At 50.0% G+C, this 19,140-nt stretch carries 18 protein-coding genes; 12 read left to right on the forward strand and 6 right to left on the reverse strand.

Annotation, left to right across the window (positions count from 1 at the left end):
* The first annotated feature begins 161 nt into the window (after positions 1-161).
* The 8 genes from GJJ30_RS25850 to GJJ30_RS25885 all read left to right on the forward strand — a co-directional run bounded on the left by GJJ30_RS25850 (position 162) and on the right by GJJ30_RS25885 (position 5,498).
* The gene (locus GJJ30_RS25850; RefSeq protein ID WP_154178057.1) at positions 162-569 is read left to right on the forward strand and encodes a globin domain-containing protein; all 408 of its coding nucleotides are present in this window, start codon (positions 162-164) and stop codon (positions 567-569) included.
* Between the two features lie 391 nt (positions 570-960).
* Entirely contained in the window at positions 961-1,425 is a 465-nt protein-coding gene (locus GJJ30_RS25855; RefSeq protein ID WP_154178058.1) for a QcrA and Rieske domain-containing protein, read from the forward strand.
* Positions 1,426-1,457: 32 nt separating this feature from the next.
* Positions 1,458-2,345 (forward strand): DUF5777 family beta-barrel protein, encoded by an 888-nt coding sequence (locus GJJ30_RS25860; protein ID WP_154178059.1) that lies wholly within the window; start codon positions 1,458-1,460, stop codon positions 2,343-2,345.
* Between the two features lie 57 nt (positions 2,346-2,402).
* Positions 2,403-2,954 (forward strand): YceI family protein, encoded by a 552-nt coding sequence (locus GJJ30_RS25865; RefSeq protein WP_154178060.1) that lies wholly within the window; start codon positions 2,403-2,405, stop codon positions 2,952-2,954.
* 36 nt (positions 2,955-2,990) lie between these two features.
* On the forward strand, positions 2,991-3,176 hold the full coding sequence (locus GJJ30_RS25870; RefSeq protein ID WP_154178061.1) for a hypothetical protein: 186 nt from the start codon (positions 2,991-2,993) through the stop codon (positions 3,174-3,176).
* A gap of 159 nt (positions 3,177-3,335) precedes the next feature.
* Entirely contained in the window at positions 3,336-4,109 is a 774-nt protein-coding gene (locus tag GJJ30_RS25875; RefSeq protein WP_154178062.1) for a hypothetical protein, read from the forward strand.
* 65 nt (positions 4,110-4,174) lie between these two features.
* The gene (locus tag GJJ30_RS25880; protein WP_154178063.1) at positions 4,175-4,600 is read left to right on the forward strand and encodes an ester cyclase; all 426 of its coding nucleotides are present in this window, start codon (positions 4,175-4,177) and stop codon (positions 4,598-4,600) included.
* Positions 4,601-4,970: 370 nt separating this feature from the next.
* Positions 4,971-5,498 carry an ATP/GTP-binding protein gene (locus GJJ30_RS25885; RefSeq protein ID WP_154178064.1) on the forward strand — a complete coding sequence of 176 codons (528 nt, stop codon included), beginning with the start codon at positions 4,971-4,973 and terminating at the stop codon, positions 5,496-5,498.
* On the opposite strand, the gene GJJ30_RS25890 is transcribed toward GJJ30_RS25885, so the two are convergent.
* Positions 5,482-6,537, reverse strand: a complete 1,056-nt coding sequence (locus tag GJJ30_RS25890; protein WP_154178065.1) for a hypothetical protein — start codon at positions 6,535-6,537, stop codon at positions 5,482-5,484. The two genes, GJJ30_RS25885 and GJJ30_RS25890, sit on opposite strands and share 17 nt — an antisense overlap.
* A 3-nt stretch (positions 6,538-6,540) precedes the next feature.
* The gene (locus tag GJJ30_RS25895) at positions 6,541-7,866 is read right to left on the reverse strand and encodes a coproporphyrinogen-III oxidase family protein (protein ID WP_154178066.1); all 1,326 of its coding nucleotides are present in this window, start codon (positions 7,864-7,866) and stop codon (positions 6,541-6,543) included.
* A 197-nt stretch (positions 7,867-8,063) separates the two neighbouring features.
* Between GJJ30_RS25895 and GJJ30_RS25900 the strand changes: the two genes are divergently transcribed.
* The 3 genes from GJJ30_RS25900 to GJJ30_RS25910 all read left to right on the forward strand — a co-directional run bounded on the left by GJJ30_RS25900 (position 8,064) and on the right by GJJ30_RS25910 (position 12,085).
* The gene (locus tag GJJ30_RS25900; RefSeq protein WP_154178067.1) at positions 8,064-8,588 is read left to right on the forward strand and encodes a YfiT family bacillithiol transferase; all 525 of its coding nucleotides are present in this window, start codon (positions 8,064-8,066) and stop codon (positions 8,586-8,588) included.
* Between the two features lie 155 nt (positions 8,589-8,743).
* On the forward strand, positions 8,744-11,134 hold the full coding sequence (locus GJJ30_RS25905) for an ABC transporter permease (protein WP_154178068.1): 2,391 nt from the start codon (positions 8,744-8,746) through the stop codon (positions 11,132-11,134).
* Positions 11,135-11,176: 42 nt separating this feature from the next.
* Entirely contained in the window at positions 11,177-12,085 is a 909-nt protein-coding gene (locus tag GJJ30_RS25910; RefSeq protein ID WP_154178069.1) for a TolB family protein, read from the forward strand.
* A gap of 115 nt (positions 12,086-12,200) precedes the next feature.
* On the opposite strand, the gene GJJ30_RS25915 is transcribed toward GJJ30_RS25910, so the two are convergent.
* Positions 12,201-13,574 carry a Gfo/Idh/MocA family protein gene (locus tag GJJ30_RS25915; RefSeq protein ID WP_154178070.1) on the reverse strand — a complete coding sequence of 458 codons (1,374 nt, stop codon included), beginning with the start codon at positions 13,572-13,574 and terminating at the stop codon, positions 12,201-12,203.
* Between the two features lie 175 nt (positions 13,575-13,749).
* Between GJJ30_RS25915 and GJJ30_RS25920 the strand changes: the two genes are divergently transcribed.
* Positions 13,750-14,541, forward strand: a complete 792-nt coding sequence (locus tag GJJ30_RS25920) for a 3-keto-disaccharide hydrolase (RefSeq protein ID WP_154178071.1) — start codon at positions 13,750-13,752, stop codon at positions 14,539-14,541.
* Between the two features lie 182 nt (positions 14,542-14,723).
* Here GJJ30_RS25920 and GJJ30_RS25925 read toward each other — a convergent pair whose 3' ends face one another.
* The 3 genes from GJJ30_RS25925 to GJJ30_RS25935 form a co-directional block, all read right to left on the reverse strand.
* Positions 14,724-15,377, reverse strand: coding sequence for a hypothetical protein (locus GJJ30_RS25925; protein WP_154178072.1), 654 nt, complete (start codon positions 15,375-15,377; stop codon positions 14,724-14,726).
* A gap of 187 nt (positions 15,378-15,564) precedes the next feature.
* A complete protein-coding gene (locus tag GJJ30_RS25930) occupies positions 15,565-16,419 on the reverse strand; it encodes a GNAT family N-acetyltransferase (protein ID WP_205880617.1) in 855 nt (284 codons plus the stop codon).
* A gap of 14 nt (positions 16,420-16,433) precedes the next feature.
* Entirely contained in the window at positions 16,434-18,902 is a 2,469-nt protein-coding gene (locus GJJ30_RS25935; protein WP_154178073.1) for a TonB-dependent receptor, read from the reverse strand.
* Between the last annotated feature and the right edge of the window lie 238 nt (positions 18,903-19,140).

The raw sequence follows: 19,140 nt of genomic DNA on the forward strand, positions 1-19,140 counted from the left end.
GTTTTGGCTATACGTCGAGATCGTCGTCAGGAGGCCCGTTTCGTTAATCGAAATCCGGCTACTATTCAACCCCTGGATGAGCAGGTTGGAGGACAAATAGTTGCGTACGCAACTTACTATTGCCAATTTTGAACCCGAAATAATACAGTTTACGTGTAGTAATGAAAGAAGAAGAAATCCGATTGGTAAAAAGAAGTTGGCAAATCCTGCGCAAAATAGATCCGATTCTGCTGGGCGATGTGTTTTATTCCCGGCTTTTTATAGATGCTCCCGGTTTACGACCGATGTTCGCTGCCCGAATGGATGGACAATACCGCAAGCTGGTCGATATGCTCGATGCAATGGTGGCCAATCTGGACAAAACGGAAGTGCTGGTTGCCGAGTTGGGGGAATTGGGCCGCCGTCACATTGGCTACGGCGTGAAATCCCAGCACTACGATCTGGTGGGCAAAGCGCTCCTCTGGACGCTGGAAGTGGCTCTGGGCAACGACTGGAATTCGACACTCAAAACTGCCTGGAAACAATGCTACCAGGAAATCAGTAAAGCCATGCAGCAGCCATCCCGCTGAAAACGAAAAAAATATCCACTTCATCAGCAGCCCACGGCCCAAAACCGTGGGCTTTTTTGCCCTGACAGCGCCGGGCCGTCGCTACGGTGAAACCCTGTCAGCGGCCCAAGTGTAGACTGCAACTGATCGGGCAGCTAACAGCGGCCCAAATCGGACGTTGAAACTGCCTGAATAAAAGGCTTATATCCAAAGACCGCTCCCCAACCGCATAGTTTTGTTACCCCAATCGGAAACGATTTCTGAAAACCATTCGAGTTCCGTTCGCGACATTCCAACGGCTTATTTCGACCAGTAGACTTCCTTTATTTTTCTACTTGTTACCCATCCGCCAAATTTGAATCGTCAATGTAGACAACAGAGTCAAACAAGTAGAATTGATCTCACTATCCTAATGAAAACAACACACCAAACGCTCGATCGTCGAACGTTCTTTTCACTGGTGGGAACCAGCATCGGAGCCATTGTGCTATCGAACTGCCTCAGCAGTTGTTCGGCCCCGGCCGAAGCCGTTTCGCCCGGCCCATCGACCGGCGGGACCACCGGTGGCAGCACGGGCCTGACGCTGAACCTGAACGATGCGGCCAATGCCAAGCTGAAACAGAACGGCGGTTTTCTCTACAAAAACGGCATGATCATCGCCCGCACCAAAGACGGTAGTTTCATCGCCGTGTCGCAGGTTTGCACCCACGCCGGAGTGACCGTCGAATTTGATGCCGCCGGAAACCGCATCCACTGCCCCGGCCACGGTTCCAATTTCAAGAACGACGGCAGCATCATCAACGGCCCGGCCGGTTCGCCCCTGAAAGCGTTTAAAACCACCTTCGATTCGACCTCCAACACCCTGAAGATCGGCTAAAACCGGCCACTTCTCCCAACTGCTACCTCCGTATGAAACGACTGTTTATTCTGGCCTTTCTGGCTGGCGGGCCGGTTTTTGCCCAAACTGATCTGCTGTCCAACCTGGACGCCGAGCCCACAACGCGACCCGTTACGGCCACGTTCAAATCTACCCGGCTCCTGAATGGCCACACGGTAGAAACCATCAAAGCCAAACACCTGGACTTCCGCATTTCGCACCGGTTCGACCGGATCAACAAAGGGGTCGACGAGTTTTTTGGCCTGGATTACGCCACCGTTCGGCTGGGGCTGGAATACGGCATCAACGACAACCTGACGTTTGGCATCGGCCGCAGCACCATCGAGAAAAATCTGGATAGCTACCTGAAAGCCAGGCTGATCCGCCAGACGAAAGGCAGCCGGTCGTTTCCGGTAACGATCTCGGCCCTGGGAACGCTGGCCCTGGACCCCCGCAAACCGGCGCAGGGAGGTGAGTTCAAAGTTTACTCAGAGCGGCTGGTCGGCAGCGGTCATTTGCTAATTGCCCGGAAGGTCAGCGAATCGTTTTCGCTGCAACTGATGCCGACGGCGATTTTCCGCCCCAGCCCGGTCAAACCGGGTCAGACGCAGGTTATTCCGTCGGTCGGAATCGGCGGTCGGCTGAAATTCAACAAACGCATGTCGATCAACGCCGAATACTATTGGGTCGATCAGAACCGGCTCAAAACCGGTCAGCCTTTCGCGACGTATAATCCGATAGCGTTAGGACTCGATATCGAAACCGGCGGCCACGTTTTCCAGCTCATTTTCACCAATTCGTTCGGGATGATCGAGAAGCAGTTCCTGACGCAAACCGGCGGTGCTTTTGGCGGGCAGTTTGAAAAAGGCGACATCCATTTCGGTTTCAGCGTGTCGCGCACGTTCAGCTTCGACCATTAATTTTTAGTCAATTCGTTTTATCCATTCCATTTTTCACACATTCCATTTTAAACAACAATGAACCTACGTACTCTCTTACTCGTAGCCGTGCCAGCACTGGCCATGAACATCACTGCCTCCGCTCAGGTCCTGTCGGCCAGCAAAGGCGAAAGCAAGTTTTTCTCCGAAACGCCCCTGGAAAACATCGCAGCCGCCAACAGCAAGGTAAAAGCCGCCCTGAATCCGGCGACGAACCAACTGGCCGTCAAAATGGCGATGACCGACTTCGAATTCCCGAACAAACTGATGCAGGAACACTTCAACGAAAACTACATCGAGTCGGAAAAATACCCCAATGCCAGCTTTGAAGGCACGATTAACGAAAAAATCGACTGGAAAAAACCGGGTACGTACCCCGTGACGGCCAAAGGAATGTTCGAAATCCACGGAGTCAAACAGCCCCGCACGCTGACCGGTAAACTGACGATCGAGCCTGGTAAAATTACGCTGGTTTCGGATTTCATCGTGGCTTTGGAAGCGCACAAAATCGAAGTGCCGAAGCTGGTAATGATGAAAATTGCCGAGCAGATCAAGGTTCAGAATAAAGTGGAGTTCGCCAATAAAGGCTGATTCCGAGCGATCTCCACCCTCTAAATACCACCGTCCATGTTGCTGTTTCTTGGATTATCCTCCGCCGATCTGATCTTCTACACGTTCCTGCTGCTGTTGCTTGGAGTTGTCTTTCTCTACGTCAAGGTGAAACGGATTTTCGGGCCGGGAACCGATTACGACAGCGACTATTCGGACATGGACTGGGACACCTCCGATTACGACGGAGATGGGGAAGATTAAGCAAAATAAAACTCCTGAATCCCCTGAAGGGGACTTGGACTCGGCTAATCCGGATTTGAGAGTTCCCTTCAGGGGATTTAGGAGTAACTCGCCGTAACTTTTTGATTTCCAATTAAGTAGTCCAGTTTTTTCAATTTATCCACCATTTATTAAAAAACAATGAATACGTTTTTGAACAACTCTTTTAAATCACTTGCATTAGCCGCCATCGTCGGTTTCGCGATTCTCCAGGCCTGTCAGACCAGCTCCGATTCGCCCGCGCCCGCCGGACCGGCCGCCAACATCGACGTTCGGCAGGATGGTAAATTTGGTCAGGTGCTGACCGACGGTTCGGGCAATACGCTTTATCTGTTTGCCAAGGATGTCGACGGCAAGAGCAATTGTTCCGGCGGTTGCACGGATGTCTGGCCCGTGTTCTACGAAAAAAACCGGGTTTTCAATTCCAGCCTGGATTCGACGCAGTTCGGCGTCATTACCCGCGCCGATGGCAGCAAACAAAACACCTTCAAAGGCTGGCCGTTGTACCGCTTTGCGCAGGATACCAAAGCCGGTGACGTCAACGGCGAAGGCAAGAATAGCTTCTACGTGGCAAAACCGGATTATACCGTGATGGTGGCCGACAAAGGCGCCGGGAAATACCTAGTCGGAATTGGTGGCCGGACGCTCTACACCTTCACCGGTGATACCGACGATGTGAGCAACTGCAAGGATGGCTGTCTGACCGTCTGGCCGCAGTTTCTGGCCCAGCCGTCGGCCATTGCGCCTTCGACACTGAACGGCGTGTTCTTCGGTTCGATCAGCCGCGCCGATGGCACCAAACAAACCACGGCCAACAAAAAACCGCTGTACTATTTCCAGAATGACGTCGTGCGCGGTGACGTAAAAGGCACGGCGGCCAACCCCAAATTCGTCATGGTGGCTCCCGCACAGTAAGCAACCGATTTCGCCGGACGGTTTCGAAACCGTCCGGTTTTTTCCACTCTTCACCTCACGCAATCATGTCAGTCATTGAAAAAAATAAAGAACTCGCCCAATTGTGGCTTCAGCTCGTCAGCGAAGGGAAAATCGAGGAACTCTGCGCGCTGACGCACCCGGAATGGAAAATGTACGGCGGTCCGCCGGTGATGCCTTCCGGCCCCGACGGAATCCGCTTTCTGTTCGGCACTTTCGATCACGTCGATCAGCTTTGGGAGGTGAACCTGATGCTGGCCGAAGGCGATCTGGTGGCGGTGCGGGCTACTAACACCTGCCTGCAGAACAGCTTTTTCGGTATTCCGGCGCAGGGCAAACAACAGGTTTTTACGTCGACTTTCATCTTTCACATCGTCGATGGCCTGATGATCCAAACCTGGCGAAACGCCGACGACCTGGGCCGCGTCCTGCAGCTCGGCGCCAAACTGGTTCCTGCCACTGCCGAAGTTTAAGTACCGGTTTTCAACCTTCGTTATTCGGTGTTCGTTATTCGATATTCCTTGCTTTTTGCCCCAGTTCCAATGGGAAAAATCGGTTTTCGCTCGCGTGTCGCGAGTGAGGATTATCTATCAATAGAGACCCTGGTCCGATCATAGCCACTAACAGGTGATCGAAGACAAAGTTCGGGCCGGAGGTCCTTAAAATAGACCTCACTCGCGACACGCGAGCGAGAACGGAGGAAATTGCCCCGAAATCGTGAAAGTTTTTCATTATTTAGTTTGGTAGCTTAAAAAAAATACATTTATTGATTGTTTAACCACTTGCTTGTCACAGTACCAAAGGATTCTTATTATAAATGATATTTAATGAATTATACTAAAAATGAAAATAGTAATTACTGGTACTTATTGTTCGGGGAAAACGACACTTTGCTATGATTTAATTCAGGCGATCCCCAACTGTAAGCTATTGCTGGAGGAAGCAAGGGAAATTTCAGACCTGATTCCTCCAGATGGCTGGTCACTGCCAGCTATTCGGGAGTATTTACTTGTCAGGCAAATCCTTAATGAAAAAAGAAATGAAAAAGATGATAAATTATTAATTTGTGATAATGGCGTACATGGGAATTTAGCGCATGATTCTCTACTGACAAAAGAGGTAAATAATATTCTGTTATTGGATCAACTTGACCATATTAACTATGATCTCGTTTTCTTCTGTGATCATCATGAAGTCGCCATTGAGCAGGATGGAGTCCGGCTTGTAGACCCCTTTTTGCGGGAAAGAGCTGCCGAAGAGATCCTGAAGTTCATTGAGCTGTTAGGCTCTAAACCAATCATATTATTCGGAGATCGTGAGCAGAGAGTTAGAGCTGTTCTTCGGCACTTACCGTTTAATATGACGAATTAATGTTGCTTTTCCGAGCGCTTTTGGCATACTGTATTAATACGGCTTCAATTCCTTTAATAACGGAATAAATACTTAAATAAAAAACTTCTTCTTCTTCTTCTCCCAAAGGGATTACTGTTTTATCAGGAGAACTAATCGATACGACAGCGACACAACTACCAGGGAATTCCTCTTTATATACATCTTTCTTTATCGAAACGAAAAAATGAGCTTTAGAACTTTCATAGCTCTGCGTAGGCCGTCCACTAAAATATCCTGGCTCTCCATCTTTTGGTCGGTAATATTTCTTATTCCGGTTATTTTCGATATCTAGATTAATTGCCTTTTCGTAATAGGAAGAAGTGCCATTTATTTTCCATTTTGTGTATTTTTCTAAATACTGTCTGCGATCTTCGGAAATACGTTTAACTGCCAAAATTTTGATCGTACCGTTAAAACCAGGTACTACAATCGAAATACGGACTTCTTTCTCACGCATTTTTAAAGGGAATCGCTTTTCTAGCTCTTCTAAAAGTCGATTAAGGAGGTTTTGTACATCTGGCCAGTCGAAAGGTTTACTTAAATAGAAGACCCGGTTAATTTTGATTAATTGTTGCCATAGATCCCGTTCTTGCTGAAGAGTTATGTTGAGTTTTATATTGGTATTAATTAATTCTAGCTGCGTTTTTTTAGCAAACGCATCAGCTTCTTCCATTTTTATTTTAATGCTTGCCATGTCGATCTTTGCTCTCTCTTCGACGGTTTGCAAATCTGTTTTTGATTTTTCTGTTACTATTATTAATTCTTTTTTTAATTCATCTTCAGTCAATCTTAGCGCATTGTTTTCTTTGTAAAGATGGTAAAACAAATAGGCAAACAGGAATAGAATACAACTTAAAGCTATGATTGTTATTTTTGGGTCAAAAAAATTTAATACTGTATTTAAGTTTTCCGAAGTATCTTTTAGGCCATTAAAAGTTGAAATAATAGAAATAAAAGCGTATAAGCTACCAATGACGTATATAGTAATCTGGAGCGCTTTTCTGACGTTTACCTTCATTGGTTACGGGAGGGCTTTTAATAGGGAAATTACCTGATCACTAAAGAAAAACTCGGCAATCAAATCTCTATATTTAATTCCATCTTCTGTTAAATTTATGGAATCCGGAAATATATTTATTAATTCTCTATTTCGAAGAAATAGAAGTTCTTCACCAAAATCATTGATGACATCATTGCCAAAGATCTCCTTATACCAAGCCCGATTAAGCGAATGCAAACCAAGTATAACTGCCTTTCGCTTTCTTTCCTCCCAGTTTAGTACAAAACCATCAGCGATCGGGTTAATTCCCATTTCAACATGCTGTATGTATTCATGCAGTACATTCTTTCTGGCGACTAAATTGTAACCGTTTCTTGTATCGCAATTCCACAGATAACTCCTTGCCCCTGCCCCAAACCCCAAAATATTTTCTAGCCTCCAGTGATTTTCTTTTTGTTTATATCCCCCTCCATCCTTAATATACCGAACGTTTGTTTCACGACGATAGCCACTACCAATTAAAAGATCGTTAGCCAATACAAACTTTTCATATTGGCTGAATCCATCCACAGACGTATATCCTTTCGCACTGAAGCCCGTATTTGGCCTTAAAGTAAGTGGATAGATACAAATTGTTTCGGGATTAAATTGGATAACTGTTTGTAAAGATGTAAGCCAGTTTTGGGTACTTTGATTTGGGAAACCATATATCAAATCAATACAGGTATTGGGTATGTTAACTTTTTTAATAATATCAAAAGCCTTGTGAAGCTGATAATTACCGTGTTTGCGATTAATTTCTTTAAGTTCTGTATCTTCAGTTGTCTGAAAACCCAGATTTACCCGATTAAGCCCGAGCTCTTTCAAATGGGTAAACTTAATTTCCTCAACCGTATCAGGTGCAACCTCTAATGCAATCTCTGCTGACTTTTCTATTGAAAGCGAAGTTATTTTAACAAATAACCTTTCAAAATTGGATAGAGAAAGTAAAGATGGAGTGCCACCGCCAATATAGATAGTCCTGATTCTTTTCTCATTAATTAAAGGCAATAAATTATCAAATTCTTTAAGTAAGGTGGTGACGTAATTTGTATGCATTTCCTCATTTTCTGATTTCATGGCATATAAATTACAGAACGAACAGATTTGTCTACAGAAAGGAATATGGAAATACAAATTCAATACATTAAATTGATGAACTGAATCAATTGCTAATGCAGGTAATTCTGGATGCTCCGAACTATAGGTTTGTCTTGGAGGATATGAATAAATATAGTCACCCTTAATATTTTTGGCTATTGCTGCTTCTAAGTCACGCTCTCGATCCTTAAGAATAAATAGTTTCATAATAAAATTTTTGAGCCTTTTCAAGAATGCTAAAAATAAGCTTTTTTGGTAAGGTGTCAGTATTAAATTTGGAATTTTTTCGTAAACTTACCTTATTTTCCCCGATCGCGACGGTTTCAGCCGGACTTGGAAGAATAAAACCATAAACCGCTACCTTTTGCGGCTTTTTATTAAAATTGCTAATATTTTGACCCAACATGGACAACCGCAGATACCCCATCGGTCTCTTCCAGTACAAGGAATCGTACTCGCCGGAAGAAATAAAGCAGTTCATTTCCATTATCGAAACGATTCCCGCCAGCTACCGGCTGCTGGTTGAGGACCTGGCGCCGGAAGATCTGGGCCGAACCTACCGGGAGGGAAGCTGGACGATTCAGCAACTGATTCACCACGTCAGCGACATTCAGCTGGTTCACTTCTTTCGGATGAAAAAAGCGCTGACTGAGCCTGATTATGAGGTCGTAACGCTCATCAACATGGACAAATGGGTGGAAACGCCCGACGGAAAAACCGCCCCGATCGAGGATTCGCTGGTGTCGTTTGACAGCATCACGCGTCGCTACGTTTACCTGATGAAATCGCTGACGGACGAGCAGTTGGCGATCAAATACTACCACCCGGTTCGGAAAATCTGGTTCGATCAGGCGCAGGCCATTGCGATCTCGGCCTGGCACACGCAGCACCACCTGGCGCACATCAAACTGGCGTTGTCGGACGAGTAGGAGGGACTGAAAAACCGCCCGCCAAAACCGGACATCGCTTGTCCGAAACCGTACAGGAGATTTTTTGAAATCGGCCTCCAGCGCTTGATAGGCCGGTTTTTGGGCCGTGGTACGATAGTTGAGCGTTTGATTGCGCGTCCGCAAACTTCCCGACTATGCTGCAGAATTACTTCAAAATTGCCTGGCGAAACCTGATTCGAAACAAGACGTACAGCCTCCTGACGCTGCTGGGCTTAGCTACCGGCATGACCTGCGTCCTCCTGCTCGGTCTGTACGTCCGGGATGAGCTGAGTTACGACCGGTATCATAAAAAAGCCGCTCATATTTACCGGGTCAATCTGGACATTCGCTGGGCGGATAATGAATACAAACTCGGCATTGCTTCGGCACCCATGGGGCCAGCCCTGCAACATGAGTACCCGGAAATCGGGAATGTGCTGCGGGTAAAAACCGGGAATGAAAACCTGTTCCGGGCGGGCGAAAAAGCGCTGTACGTCAAGCACCTGATCTATGCCGACTCGACGCTGTTTTCGTTCTTTGATTACACTTTCATCGCAGGCAGCCCCAAAACCGCCCTGATGCATCCGAACAGCGTGGTGCTGACCCGAAAACTGGCGATGAATCTGTTTGGAAAAACGGACGGTTTGTTGGGAAAAACCGTTCTCTTCAAAGAAAATCAGCCTTTTACGGTAGCCGGAGTCATCAGCGATGTGCCGGGCAATCATCACCTGAAATTCGACGCCATTCTGCCATACACCAACCCAAAAGCCAGCGGCATCCGGCTCGAAAAATGGGACAGTTTCAATTCGGCAGTTTACGTTTTACTGAATCAGGAAAGCGATCGGTCCCGGCTGGAACGTAAAATGCCAGCCTTCTATAAAAAATATATTGCCAATGCCATCGGCGATGACAGTCGTTCTAAAGTAAAATTCAACATCACGTTCCAGCCGCTGACGGACATGCACCTGCGGTCGACCCACCTGATGGGCGAAGAAAACGGGAGTACGATGGCCTACGTGTACACCTTCTCGGCCATCGGTTTGTTCATTTTACTCATCGCAATCGTCAATTACGTCAATCTGGCAACCGCCCGCTCGGCCGGACGCGCGAAGGAAATCGGTGTCCGAAAGGCCATTGGGTCGCTGAAAATTCACCTCGTGGCGCAGTTTCTGACGGAATCCCTCTTGCTGTCGTTTTTAGCCACCTTCGTCAGCCTGACGCTGCTATATACGCTCCTGCCTTTTTTCAATCTGATTGCCGACAAATCACTCTCGCTGGACTTCCGGGACTGGGAAACTGCCGGATTCCTGACGGTTTTTACGATCTTGGTCGGTTTGGTCAGCGGACTTTACCCCGCATTTATTCTGTCCCGATTCAAACCGGTTTCGGTGCTGAAAGGAGGTTTCACCGGCAGCGGAAAGGGGGCATTGCTGCGGAAATCGCTGGTGGTGCTGCAATTCGCCATTTCGATGGTGATGATCGTGGGCACGATCGTCGTGTACCGGCAGTTGCAATACATGCGAACGACGCAGCTGGGCTTCAATCAGGAACAGGTCATTTCGCTGGCTCTCAAATCGCCTTCGGTGCAGGAGTCGGCCACGATTTTGAAAACCAGGTTGTTACAGAATGGTTTGATTGCAGGTGCGAGCCTGACGAACGGGTCGGTTGGGGGGGAGATCAACGACAAAACGACCTACAGTTTTTACGTCGACGGAAAAGAGCAACCCGTCAGCACGGAACATTTCGCCGTGGATGCCGACTTCCTGAATGTATTGAAAATCAAGGTGAAAGAAGGACGGAATTTCTCGCCGGATCTGAGCAGTGATTCCACGGGGGCGGTTCTGGTCAACGAAGCAATGCTCCGGCGGCTGGGCTGGAAAAACCGGACGACCGGCTTGATTGAAGTAAACGAAAAGAAAGTAGCGATTGCCGGGGTCATCCATGATTTTCACCTGCGCTCGCTCCACAACCAGATCGAACCGCTGCTGCTGGAGATGAGCCGGGAAAAAGGCGATCATCTGCTCATCCGGGTGGCTCCGAAAAACATTCCGGCGGCTCTGGCGTACGTGCAGAAGATGTTTGAAGCGGTGAATCCAAATCAGCCGTTTGAATACGCCTTTCTGGATCAGACGTTTGCCGAACAATACCGCTCCGACGAACGGAAAGGCGGTTTATTCCTGGCCTTTTCGGGAATTGCCATTTTCATTGCGTGCCTCGGCCTGTTTGGTCTGGCGGCTTTCACGGCCGAGCAACGCAAGAAAGAAATCGGCGTTCGGAAGGTTTTGGGCGCATCGGTGTCCAGCGTCGTCGCGCTGTTGTCGCAGGATTTCCTGAAACTGGTGTTGATGGGCATTGTGCTGGCAATACCGGTTGGCTGGTACGTCATGCGGCAGTGGCTCACGGATTTCGCCTACAAGATCGACCTTGACTGGTGGGTGTTCGCGCTGGCGGGCTCGCTGGCGTTGCTGATTGCGTTGCTCACGGTCATTTTCCAGAGTGTCAAAACCGCATTGATGAATCCCGTAAAGAGCTTGCGGGCCGAGTGAAAAAACTGCCTGAATCTTCCTTTTCATAACCTATCCCCAACCATGAAGTTGCTTCAAGCTCTATCGGTTTGTTTACTAATGACTTTTGAAACGATCGGCCAGCGGGCGATGCCGGTTTCGTCGATGTACCTGAATCAAAAACCGCCCGGTCGGGTTGCGGAAGTGTTTGCGCCGGGGACGGTTTCGGCGAAAGATACCTACGAATACGGCTCCGTTTTTTCGAAAGACGGCCGGGAGTTTTACTACGCCGTGATCATCAATAAAAAACCGCAAATCCGGCTGATTCGGTTTGAAAACAACCGCTGGACGGAACCGGCCATTGTCCTGGCCAGCGATCAGTACGAATACAATGACCCGTTTTTGTCACCCGACGGATCGAAGCTGTTTTTCATTTCGGATCGCGTGGCCGACGGCAAAGGCCCCAAAAAGGATTTTGACATCTGGTACATCAACCGGACCAAAACCGGTTGGGATTCCTCCCGGATTATCAGCGCCGGAAAGTCCATCAATGCCGGAAAAAACGAATACTACATGTCGTTTACAACCAGCGGAACGATGTATTTCTCGTCGAACCGGGAAACCGGTCAGGCCAACGACAACAATTACGACGTGTATTCGTCCCGGTTTTCGAAGGGGGAATTTCAGCCCGCGCAGAAGCTCGACGCAGCAGTCAACAGCGATCATTACGAAGCCGACGTGTTTGTGGCACCCGACGAGTCGTACCTGATTTTTTGCGCCGAACGGCCCGATGGTTTGGGAAAAGGCGATCTGTTCATCAGCTTTAAAGACGCGAACGGCGGGTGGCAGAAAGCCAAAAACATGGGCAGCGCCGTCAACACCGACCAATACGAGTTTTGCCCCTTCGTTTCCAGTGACGGAAAATACCTGTTTTTCAGCCGAAGCGGGGATATTTTCTGGGTCAGCGCTGAGGTTATCCAGGCCCTTCGGTAATAGGCCCCCAACCCCCTGAAGGGGGCTGCTAAATCAGGTTTCATAAAGCCCTTTTAGGGGGTTGGGGGCAAAAAAGCCGCAAACGGAATCCGTTTGCGGCTTTTTTGATGATCCACTACCGTCCGGCAATTCGCCAGCCGTCGCGGTAAATTCGGCTCAGATACCGCTCCGCGTCGGGATTATTCGGGAATTTCATTTTGGCTGAATCCCATTCCAGCAGCTTGCCCGGCACGCGAATGGCCACCGTTCCCAGTAGAATCGCTTCGGTCATGGGGCCGGATTGGGCAAAGTGCGACTCGGTTTTTTCACCACCCAGGCAGGCATCCACAAAATGGTGGTAGTGATTGCGGTCGGGCAGTTCGGGTACTTTATAGTTTTCAAAACTGGTTTTTGGTAACAAAACCGGGAACCCACCGTGCGGAATGAGCAGCGCGCCTTTCGTACCGATCAGCATCGCCGATTCGGCCGGGTAATCCGCCACCGAATACAAGGCCCGGATTTCTTCCGGCGGATAAAATTCACCGTCGAACCACTCCAGGGGCAGGGTTTTTGACTCGGTCATTTTATTCCCCGGAAACGTCCAGGTGATGTGGTTGCCCTGCGGCCAGGTGTCGGCCCGGCGCGCGGGCGATTCTTCCCAGGATTTCTGTACTTCGGCAATCACCGATTTGGGCGGTTTCAGGCCCAGTCCTTTCCAGACGGCATCGAAAATATGGCAGCCTATATCGCCCGACCAGCCGGTTCCGAAATCCTGCCAGGCCCGCCATTTGGTGGGGTGGTAGATGTCCGGCGAAAAAGGCCGCGCGGGGGCGGTTCCGAGCCACAGATCCCAGTTCAGGGTCGATGGTGCTTCCTGTCCTTCGGCCGGGCGCGGGCCAACGAGCCGGTAATTTTCAACGGCACCGGGGCGGTTTGAACACAGGTAAGCGTGCTTGATTTTGCCGATGGCGCCTTCCTTAATCCAGCGCACGGCCGTGCGGTCGCCTTTGGTAGAGGCAATCTGGGTGCCCAGTTGGGTGATCACGCCGGCTTTGACGGCGGTTTCGGTCAGGGCGCGCACCTCGGCCACATCGTGACACATCGGTTTCTGGCAATAGACGTGTTTGCCCGCCCGAATGGCATTTACGGCAATGACAAAGTGGTTATGATCCGGCACGGTGACGTTCACCGAATCAATTTTGTCGCCTTCTTTTTCGAGAAGCTCACGCCAGTCGGTGTAGGTCCGCGCGTTCGGAAAGGCTTCGGACGCTTTTTTCAGCCGAACCGAATCGACATCGCAGAGGGCGACAATGTTGACTTTGGGGTGCTTGCCAAACTGGTTCAGATCGCCCCAGCCCATTCCGCCCACGCCGATGCAGGCATGATTAAGTTTGTCGTTCGGGCCGAGCTTTCGCCGGGAAGCCCGGAGCGCCAGCGGGGGAGCCAGGGCCGTTGCCGCAGCCGCCAGCAAAAAATCACGCCGGGATACGGTAAATGCTTTTTTGGTCATTTTTCAAGGATTTAGGATTCAACTGAATAAGGGCAAGCCGGTTGCAAACTACCCGTACTGCGGGGCTAACCGAATCTAAATTAAATGGATAATTGAAATTTTCCAATCGGCATTTACCAGAAACCCGCTTATCTTTAGCTCCTGGTAATGTATTCGACTCCAAAACCTTTTGCTGATGAAATTTTCTATCAACCAATCATTTTCTATTCGGTATCTTTTACTCCTATCTGTCTTCTGTTCAGGTATTTTTGTACGAGTCGAAGCGCAGGTGGGTGTGGGCACTAAGGCTCCGAAAGATGCTGAAGTGCTGTTCGATGGCTCGCGCCAAATGCTCGATTCGAAGTGGATTTATTGGGAAGGCCCCCGGTTTTCCGCTACCCCGCCCATCAAGTGGACAATTGAAAAAGATCCGGCCGGAAAAGGCACGGTTTTGAACACCAACGACCCCGCGGCTGCGGGCGGCAAATACGGTTCTGCCGACATTGTCACCAAACAGGCTTTCCGCGATTTCCGGCTGCACATCGAGTTTTTCATCGTCAAACCGGGCGGAAATAGTGGAGTTTACTTGCAAAACCGCTACGAAATTCAGGTGCTCGACGGCGACACGACCTCACACGGCATGGCGGCCGTGATCAACGAAACGCCCTCGCCCTATTATGCCTACAACGGGGTGGGCAAGTGGAACGCCTACGACATCGTTTTCCGGGCCGCTCGTTTCAAAGACGGCAAACGCACCGAGAAAGCCATGCTGACGATGTATTTCAATGGCAAAAAAGTACATAAGAACCAGGGTATCAACCAGGTGTGGGGCGGCAAAAATTCGGGCATCGACGGCGGTAACGACGGCGGCAAGGGCATTACCGACACGCCGGGCGGACTGAAATTGCAGGCCGAAGGGCACGATGTGTACTACCGCAATATCTGGATCAAGGAACTGGACCTGAAGAATGCCGAAACGGATTTTTAAAAACCGTCTCTTTTCCCAACAAAAACCGCCCGACACCTCTGCCGGGCGGTTTTTGTTGAAAACTAACAGGGAATTATTGGGCCACGAATGGTGCGTAACTCGTCTGATAATCAAATAGTTTTTCCGAATTCGGCGTAGGGTTGCCGGGAATCCGTATGCGTGATTCGGAAGGAGTCGCTCAATTATTTAGTTGAAATGGCTTTTTCGGTCAGGTATTGCATCAATTCGGTCGCAGACTGCAAGGCGGGCCGGGCCAGTGCGTCATTGAACAAGACATTGATCGGGCCTTCTCCGAAATACAATCCATCCGAAACCAGAAATGAAATCCGGACATTTCCCTCCTCCGGGTAAGGGCGTCTTTCGCCATTCCACGGACCAATTTTGGATACGATAGAGATGCTTTCTTTGAACAGTTTATGCGTCAGGCTATGCGAATGAGCATCGGTGGTTTCCCAGATAATTACTTTTTCGGAATGGTTGATATACCGGGCCGTTCCGTCCTGAAACGAAGCCAGAACGTCCAGTCCGTCGTCGAGTCCGACTTCGATAATAACCGCCAGTAATTCGCGTTTGGCGATCCGCTGGCTGCTGTTCCGTAAACGGTTGTAGGCCAGAATTTTTGCCCGGGTTTCAACGTTCGGATCGGCGGCTACCCGCTGCAAATCGGATGCGTAAGCCGAGTCGGCCATTAAAATGTTCCAGGGATAGGCGTAAGGCTCCCGGATGGTGTTTTTATACAGATCGGTATTGTCGCCAAAGAGCAGTTCATAAACCGTATTTAATGAGGGCTCGCGATACGGTTTTGGCGTCGGGTTAAATGTGTCAGTCAGTGTCATTAGTCGGTGTTGTTCGTGTGTGGAAAATCGATCCGACAACCGCCGGATTCGGATTCAAAGGTCTACAACCAACACAGACTAACGAAATCGAAATTGGTAACGGGTAGCAATCGGTTAATAGCTGGCGCTATTTCCGAACCGGAAGACCCGACGCAGAGAGCAGAACACTCAACCGGTTTTTCAGACCTCAGCCCAACTCGAAAGTCGTCACCCCAAAAACGCCGTTGAGATTTACATCGGGAGTGGAGCCGGTATACATGCGGGCGGTTTCGAAAACCGGTTGCATGCCGTGCCGTCCGGCGAGGGCTACGGCTTCGGGATTTATGGCCGGAACATCCAGATAATAAGGCGATTGGAGCGAAATTTGTCCACAAAGGGCATGCAGCAATTGCTCGGCCACGCCCGCAGTTTCGGCAAATAATGGTCCAATTTTATAGCCTTTGCGGCAGGGCCGAATCATTCCATATCCTTGAATCTGGTTTTCGGCAAGGGCCGCCAGCGCGACGGAATCGGGTTGCCGAAGCCAGGCAGCCAGAAATTCCGGTCGATTGGCCGGGAAATACTGACGGTCGTATGCCAGAAGAGACTCGAAGTCGATCTGATCGCAGGGCACAAGGTTTGCACCGGTTTTTGGAGTGGGTTTGCCGGTGCTGAACCCTTCGAAGCGGATGTTGTTGTAGGCAAATGTAAAACCGGAACGTTTGTAATTTTCCTGCTGCGCCACCACGCCGTCGAGGCCGATGTTGCAACCGGCCAGTTGCTGCATGGCGGCATTCCAGATTTCCAGCCCGTAGCCTTTTCCCCGGTAGTCCGGCCGGACGATATAAAAACCGACAAACCCGAAATCAGGCGGGTAGCGAACCGCCGAAATGCAGGCAATCGGTTTCCCGTTCAGCCAGCCGCCAAGAAAACCCTCGGAATCAGCCGCGTAAAAACCGGGAGCGTCGTGTAAACCGGGATTCCAGCCTTCGGCAGCCGCCCATTCCACCGCCATTTCCTGCAATTCCGGAAGGCTCATCCGGCGGATTTGTAGTTCACTCATGGTCCGAAACGGTTTTAATAATCGCCTTCCCCCACATCCTTCGTTTTTTTCTTGGCCTGCCGCAAGCGGTAGTTGAACGTCAGGTTGATTTGCCGCAACCGGCCCTGCGAGTTGTTTTCGGTGTAAAAATTACCCCCTTCCGTGATGGACCGGAACCGCCGGGAGTTGAACACGTCGATCACGTTGAGCGTCAGCGTGGCGTTGTTTTTCATAATGTCCTTGCTGACCGCAAAATCCAGCGTGGCGATGGCCTTGCGTCTTCCCTGCGGGGTTTGTTGCGGAGCTTCGTAGTTAGCGCGCAGCTGAATGTCGGTCTTGTCCCAGACTGTCAGGCGGTTCGTGGCCCGTACAAACCAGCTGTAAGTGTCGCTCTGGAAAGTGGCATCGAGGTTGTTGCCGTTCGTGATCGCCCGAAAAAAGTTGAAACTTCCATCCATTTTCCACCATTTCAAGGGCGTATACGAACTCGTGAATTCGGCTCCGTACGAATCTTCGGTGGCCAGGTTTTCGGGGCGCGTATTCGAAAAACCGTTGGCGTCGACCCGGCGAATCCGAATGATTTTTCCGGTCGTGTAACGGTAATACAGCGACGAACCAATCGAACCTTTTGCGAAGTATTTGATGTGACCCACCTCGAACGCATCCGTAAATTCCGGGTTCAAATCGGGGTTCCCACTGAAGAAATTCCGGTTGTCGCTGAAGGTCATGAACGGGCTCAGATCGTTGTACGTCGGTCGGCGCACCCGGCGGCTGTAGCTCAGCTGCAACGCATTCTGGCGGGGCAGATCGTAGGTGACGTGCACGCTCGGAAACAGGTTGGCGTAACTGCGTGGGTTCACATCGTTGGTTTGTTTCAGCGTCGTCGTCACGTCCGTCCATTCTGCCCGTAAACCGGCCTGGTACGACAGTTTGCGGGTTTTGTTGCCAATAATTCCGTACACCGCGTTGATATTTTCTTCGTACAGAAAGTCGTTGGTCAAACCAGGAAGTGGCACCCAGCCGCCGTCGGACGTCTGCTGCCGGACCCAGTAATCGTTGGTCATATCCCGCGAACTGCTCCGCAAACCAGCTTCAAATTTGCCGTCTTTGGCGAACGGCTGAACGTAATCGATCTGCACCAGAAACTGCTTCTCCGTTTCGTCATTGATCGAGCGTTGCAGCGAATTGGGAACGGTGGACGGTCGGCCGTCGGGCAGTACGGTTTTTTGCCCAAAATACTGATCGGATTTTTCCCAGTTGTCGAGGTACCGAAGGTCGACGTTCAGTTCGTGGCCCTGACGTTTGAACGAGCGTTTGTAGCTGATGGCGTATTCGGAATTTGGCTCGGTTTCGGTTTCGTCCTGGGTCCGGTACGTAATGCTGGTCGGGTTGCTGAGGCTCGAAATATAATCGCGGTAGCGGATGTCCGTAAACCGCTTCCCCTTGCTGATTCGCCAGGTATACGAGCCCGTCAGCACGTTTTTGTCGTTGAAAAAATAATCGATTCCGGCCCGGGCGTTGTTGTTCTGGCCTTTCAGTTTGTAGGTTGAATTCTGCTGCGTCAGGAAGGTTGAATCGTTGCGGTACACTTCCTGATACTGGGTACTGCGGCCGGGCGAATTGCGGTACGAAGCCGTGTAGTTGACGAAGAAATTCAGGTTTTTACGCCGGTAATTGACGTTGGCGGCCAGTCCGTAATTGGGCCGGTAGCCCGTAATGATGTCGAAAGAACCGTTGAAGCCTTCTTTGCGCTCTTTCTTGAGAATGATGTTAATGATTCCGCCCATGCCTTCTGCTTCGTAGCGGGCCGACGGATTCGTGATGACTTCGATGCGTTCAATCGCGCTTCCCTGCAACTGCTGCAAACCGCTGCCGCCCTTGATGCTGACCAGCCCCGACGGTTTTCCGTCGATCAGAATCCGGACGCTGCCGCTGCCCCGCAGGCTGACATTTCCCTCGACATCCACGGCTACCGACGGCACGTTACTCAGAATGTCGGCGGCTGTTCCACCCGCGTTGGCGAGGTCTTTGCCGACGTTGAAAATCTTCTTGTCCAGCGAAAACTCCATCGAGCTCTTCTCGCCCTGCACCACCACCTCATCCAATGTACTGGCCGAAGCCGCGAGTTTGAGCGTGCCCAGATCGAGCGGAGAATTTTCTTTGGTCAGCCGGACGGGTGATTTTTTAATGGATTTATACCCAATGAATTCCAGCACGGCGTAATAATTCCCGGCTACGGTTTCGACCGTGAAATCGCCGGTTTCGCTCGTAATGGCTCCGGCCACGAACGAACTGTCGGCCTGTTTGAACAAGCGGACGCTGGCAAAGATCAGGGGCGCGTTGGTTTGGGCGTCCAGGGCTTTTCCCTTCACTTTTAATTTGCCATCTTGCGCGTAGCCCGGCGAGGGAAGGAAAGGAGACAGCAATAAAATAACCAGACAAAAAAGAGCGGTCGGATAGGTAAAAAAACGCATGCCCGTTGGGGTCGTAAAGGTTAAATTCATTCGGAATAGGTATAGTGTTCACTACAGCCGGGAGATGGCTTTTTTCATGGTAACCAATGGGAATTCGTCGGGCGGTTCCTTTGGTTGCTATTATCTAGTAGAGATGCTTTCTTGCAGAACTTAATCTGGAAGTTATCCGGCAAAAATAGGATTTTTTGGATTCAGTTAAAAACGAAAACCGGGTTTGGCGGTCGGATTTTACGGCTTACCAGACTATTTTTGCAGGATATACGAAAGA

Source organism: Larkinella terrae, assembly GCF_009668025.1.
Taxonomy (GTDB): domain Bacteria; phylum Bacteroidota; class Bacteroidia; order Cytophagales; family Spirosomataceae; genus Larkinella; species Larkinella terrae.

Bases quoted from the DNA above. Each gene is read 5' to 3' on its own strand.
- GJJ30_RS25895 (WP_154178066.1), bottom strand. From the start codon at position 7,866: ATGAAACTATTTATTCTTAAGGATCGAGAGCGTGACTTAGAAGCAGCA.
- GJJ30_RS25885 (WP_154178064.1), top strand. From the start codon at position 4,971: ATGAAAATAGTAATTACTGGTACTTATTGTTCGGGGAAAACGACACTT.
- GJJ30_RS25925 (WP_154178072.1), bottom strand. From the start codon at position 15,377: ATGACACTGACTGACACATTTAACCCGACGCCAAAACCGTATCGCGAG.
- GJJ30_RS25890 (WP_154178065.1), bottom strand. From the start codon at position 6,537: ATGAAGGTAAACGTCAGAAAAGCGCTCCAGATTACTATATACGTCATT.
- GJJ30_RS25880 (WP_154178063.1), top strand. From the start codon at position 4,175: ATGTCAGTCATTGAAAAAAATAAAGAACTCGCCCAATTGTGGCTTCAG.
- GJJ30_RS25860 (WP_154178059.1), top strand. From the start codon at position 1,458: ATGAAACGACTGTTTATTCTGGCCTTTCTGGCTGGCGGGCCGGTTTTT.
- GJJ30_RS25850 (WP_154178057.1), top strand. From the start codon at position 162: ATGAAAGAAGAAGAAATCCGATTGGTAAAAAGAAGTTGGCAAATCCTG.
- GJJ30_RS25855 (WP_154178058.1), top strand. From the start codon at position 961: ATGAAAACAACACACCAAACGCTCGATCGTCGAACGTTCTTTTCACTG.
- GJJ30_RS25930 (WP_205880617.1), bottom strand. From the start codon at position 16,419: ATGAGTGAACTACAAATCCGCCGGATGAGCCTTCCGGAATTGCAGGAA.
- GJJ30_RS25875 (WP_154178062.1), top strand. From the start codon at position 3,336: ATGAATACGTTTTTGAACAACTCTTTTAAATCACTTGCATTAGCCGCC.
- GJJ30_RS25900 (WP_154178067.1), top strand. From the start codon at position 8,064: ATGGACAACCGCAGATACCCCATCGGTCTCTTCCAGTACAAGGAATCG.
- GJJ30_RS25910 (WP_154178069.1), top strand. From the start codon at position 11,177: ATGAAGTTGCTTCAAGCTCTATCGGTTTGTTTACTAATGACTTTTGAA.
- GJJ30_RS25865 (WP_154178060.1), top strand. From the start codon at position 2,403: ATGAACCTACGTACTCTCTTACTCGTAGCCGTGCCAGCACTGGCCATG.
- GJJ30_RS25920 (WP_154178071.1), top strand. From the start codon at position 13,750: ATGAAATTTTCTATCAACCAATCATTTTCTATTCGGTATCTTTTACTC.
- GJJ30_RS25905 (WP_154178068.1), top strand. From the start codon at position 8,744: ATGCTGCAGAATTACTTCAAAATTGCCTGGCGAAACCTGATTCGAAAC.
- GJJ30_RS25915 (WP_154178070.1), bottom strand. From the start codon at position 13,574: ATGACCAAAAAAGCATTTACCGTATCCCGGCGTGATTTTTTGCTGGCG.
- GJJ30_RS25870 (WP_154178061.1), top strand. From the start codon at position 2,991: ATGTTGCTGTTTCTTGGATTATCCTCCGCCGATCTGATCTTCTACACG.
- GJJ30_RS25935 (WP_154178073.1), bottom strand. From the start codon at position 18,902: ATGAATTTAACCTTTACGACCCCAACGGGCATGCGTTTTTTTACCTAT.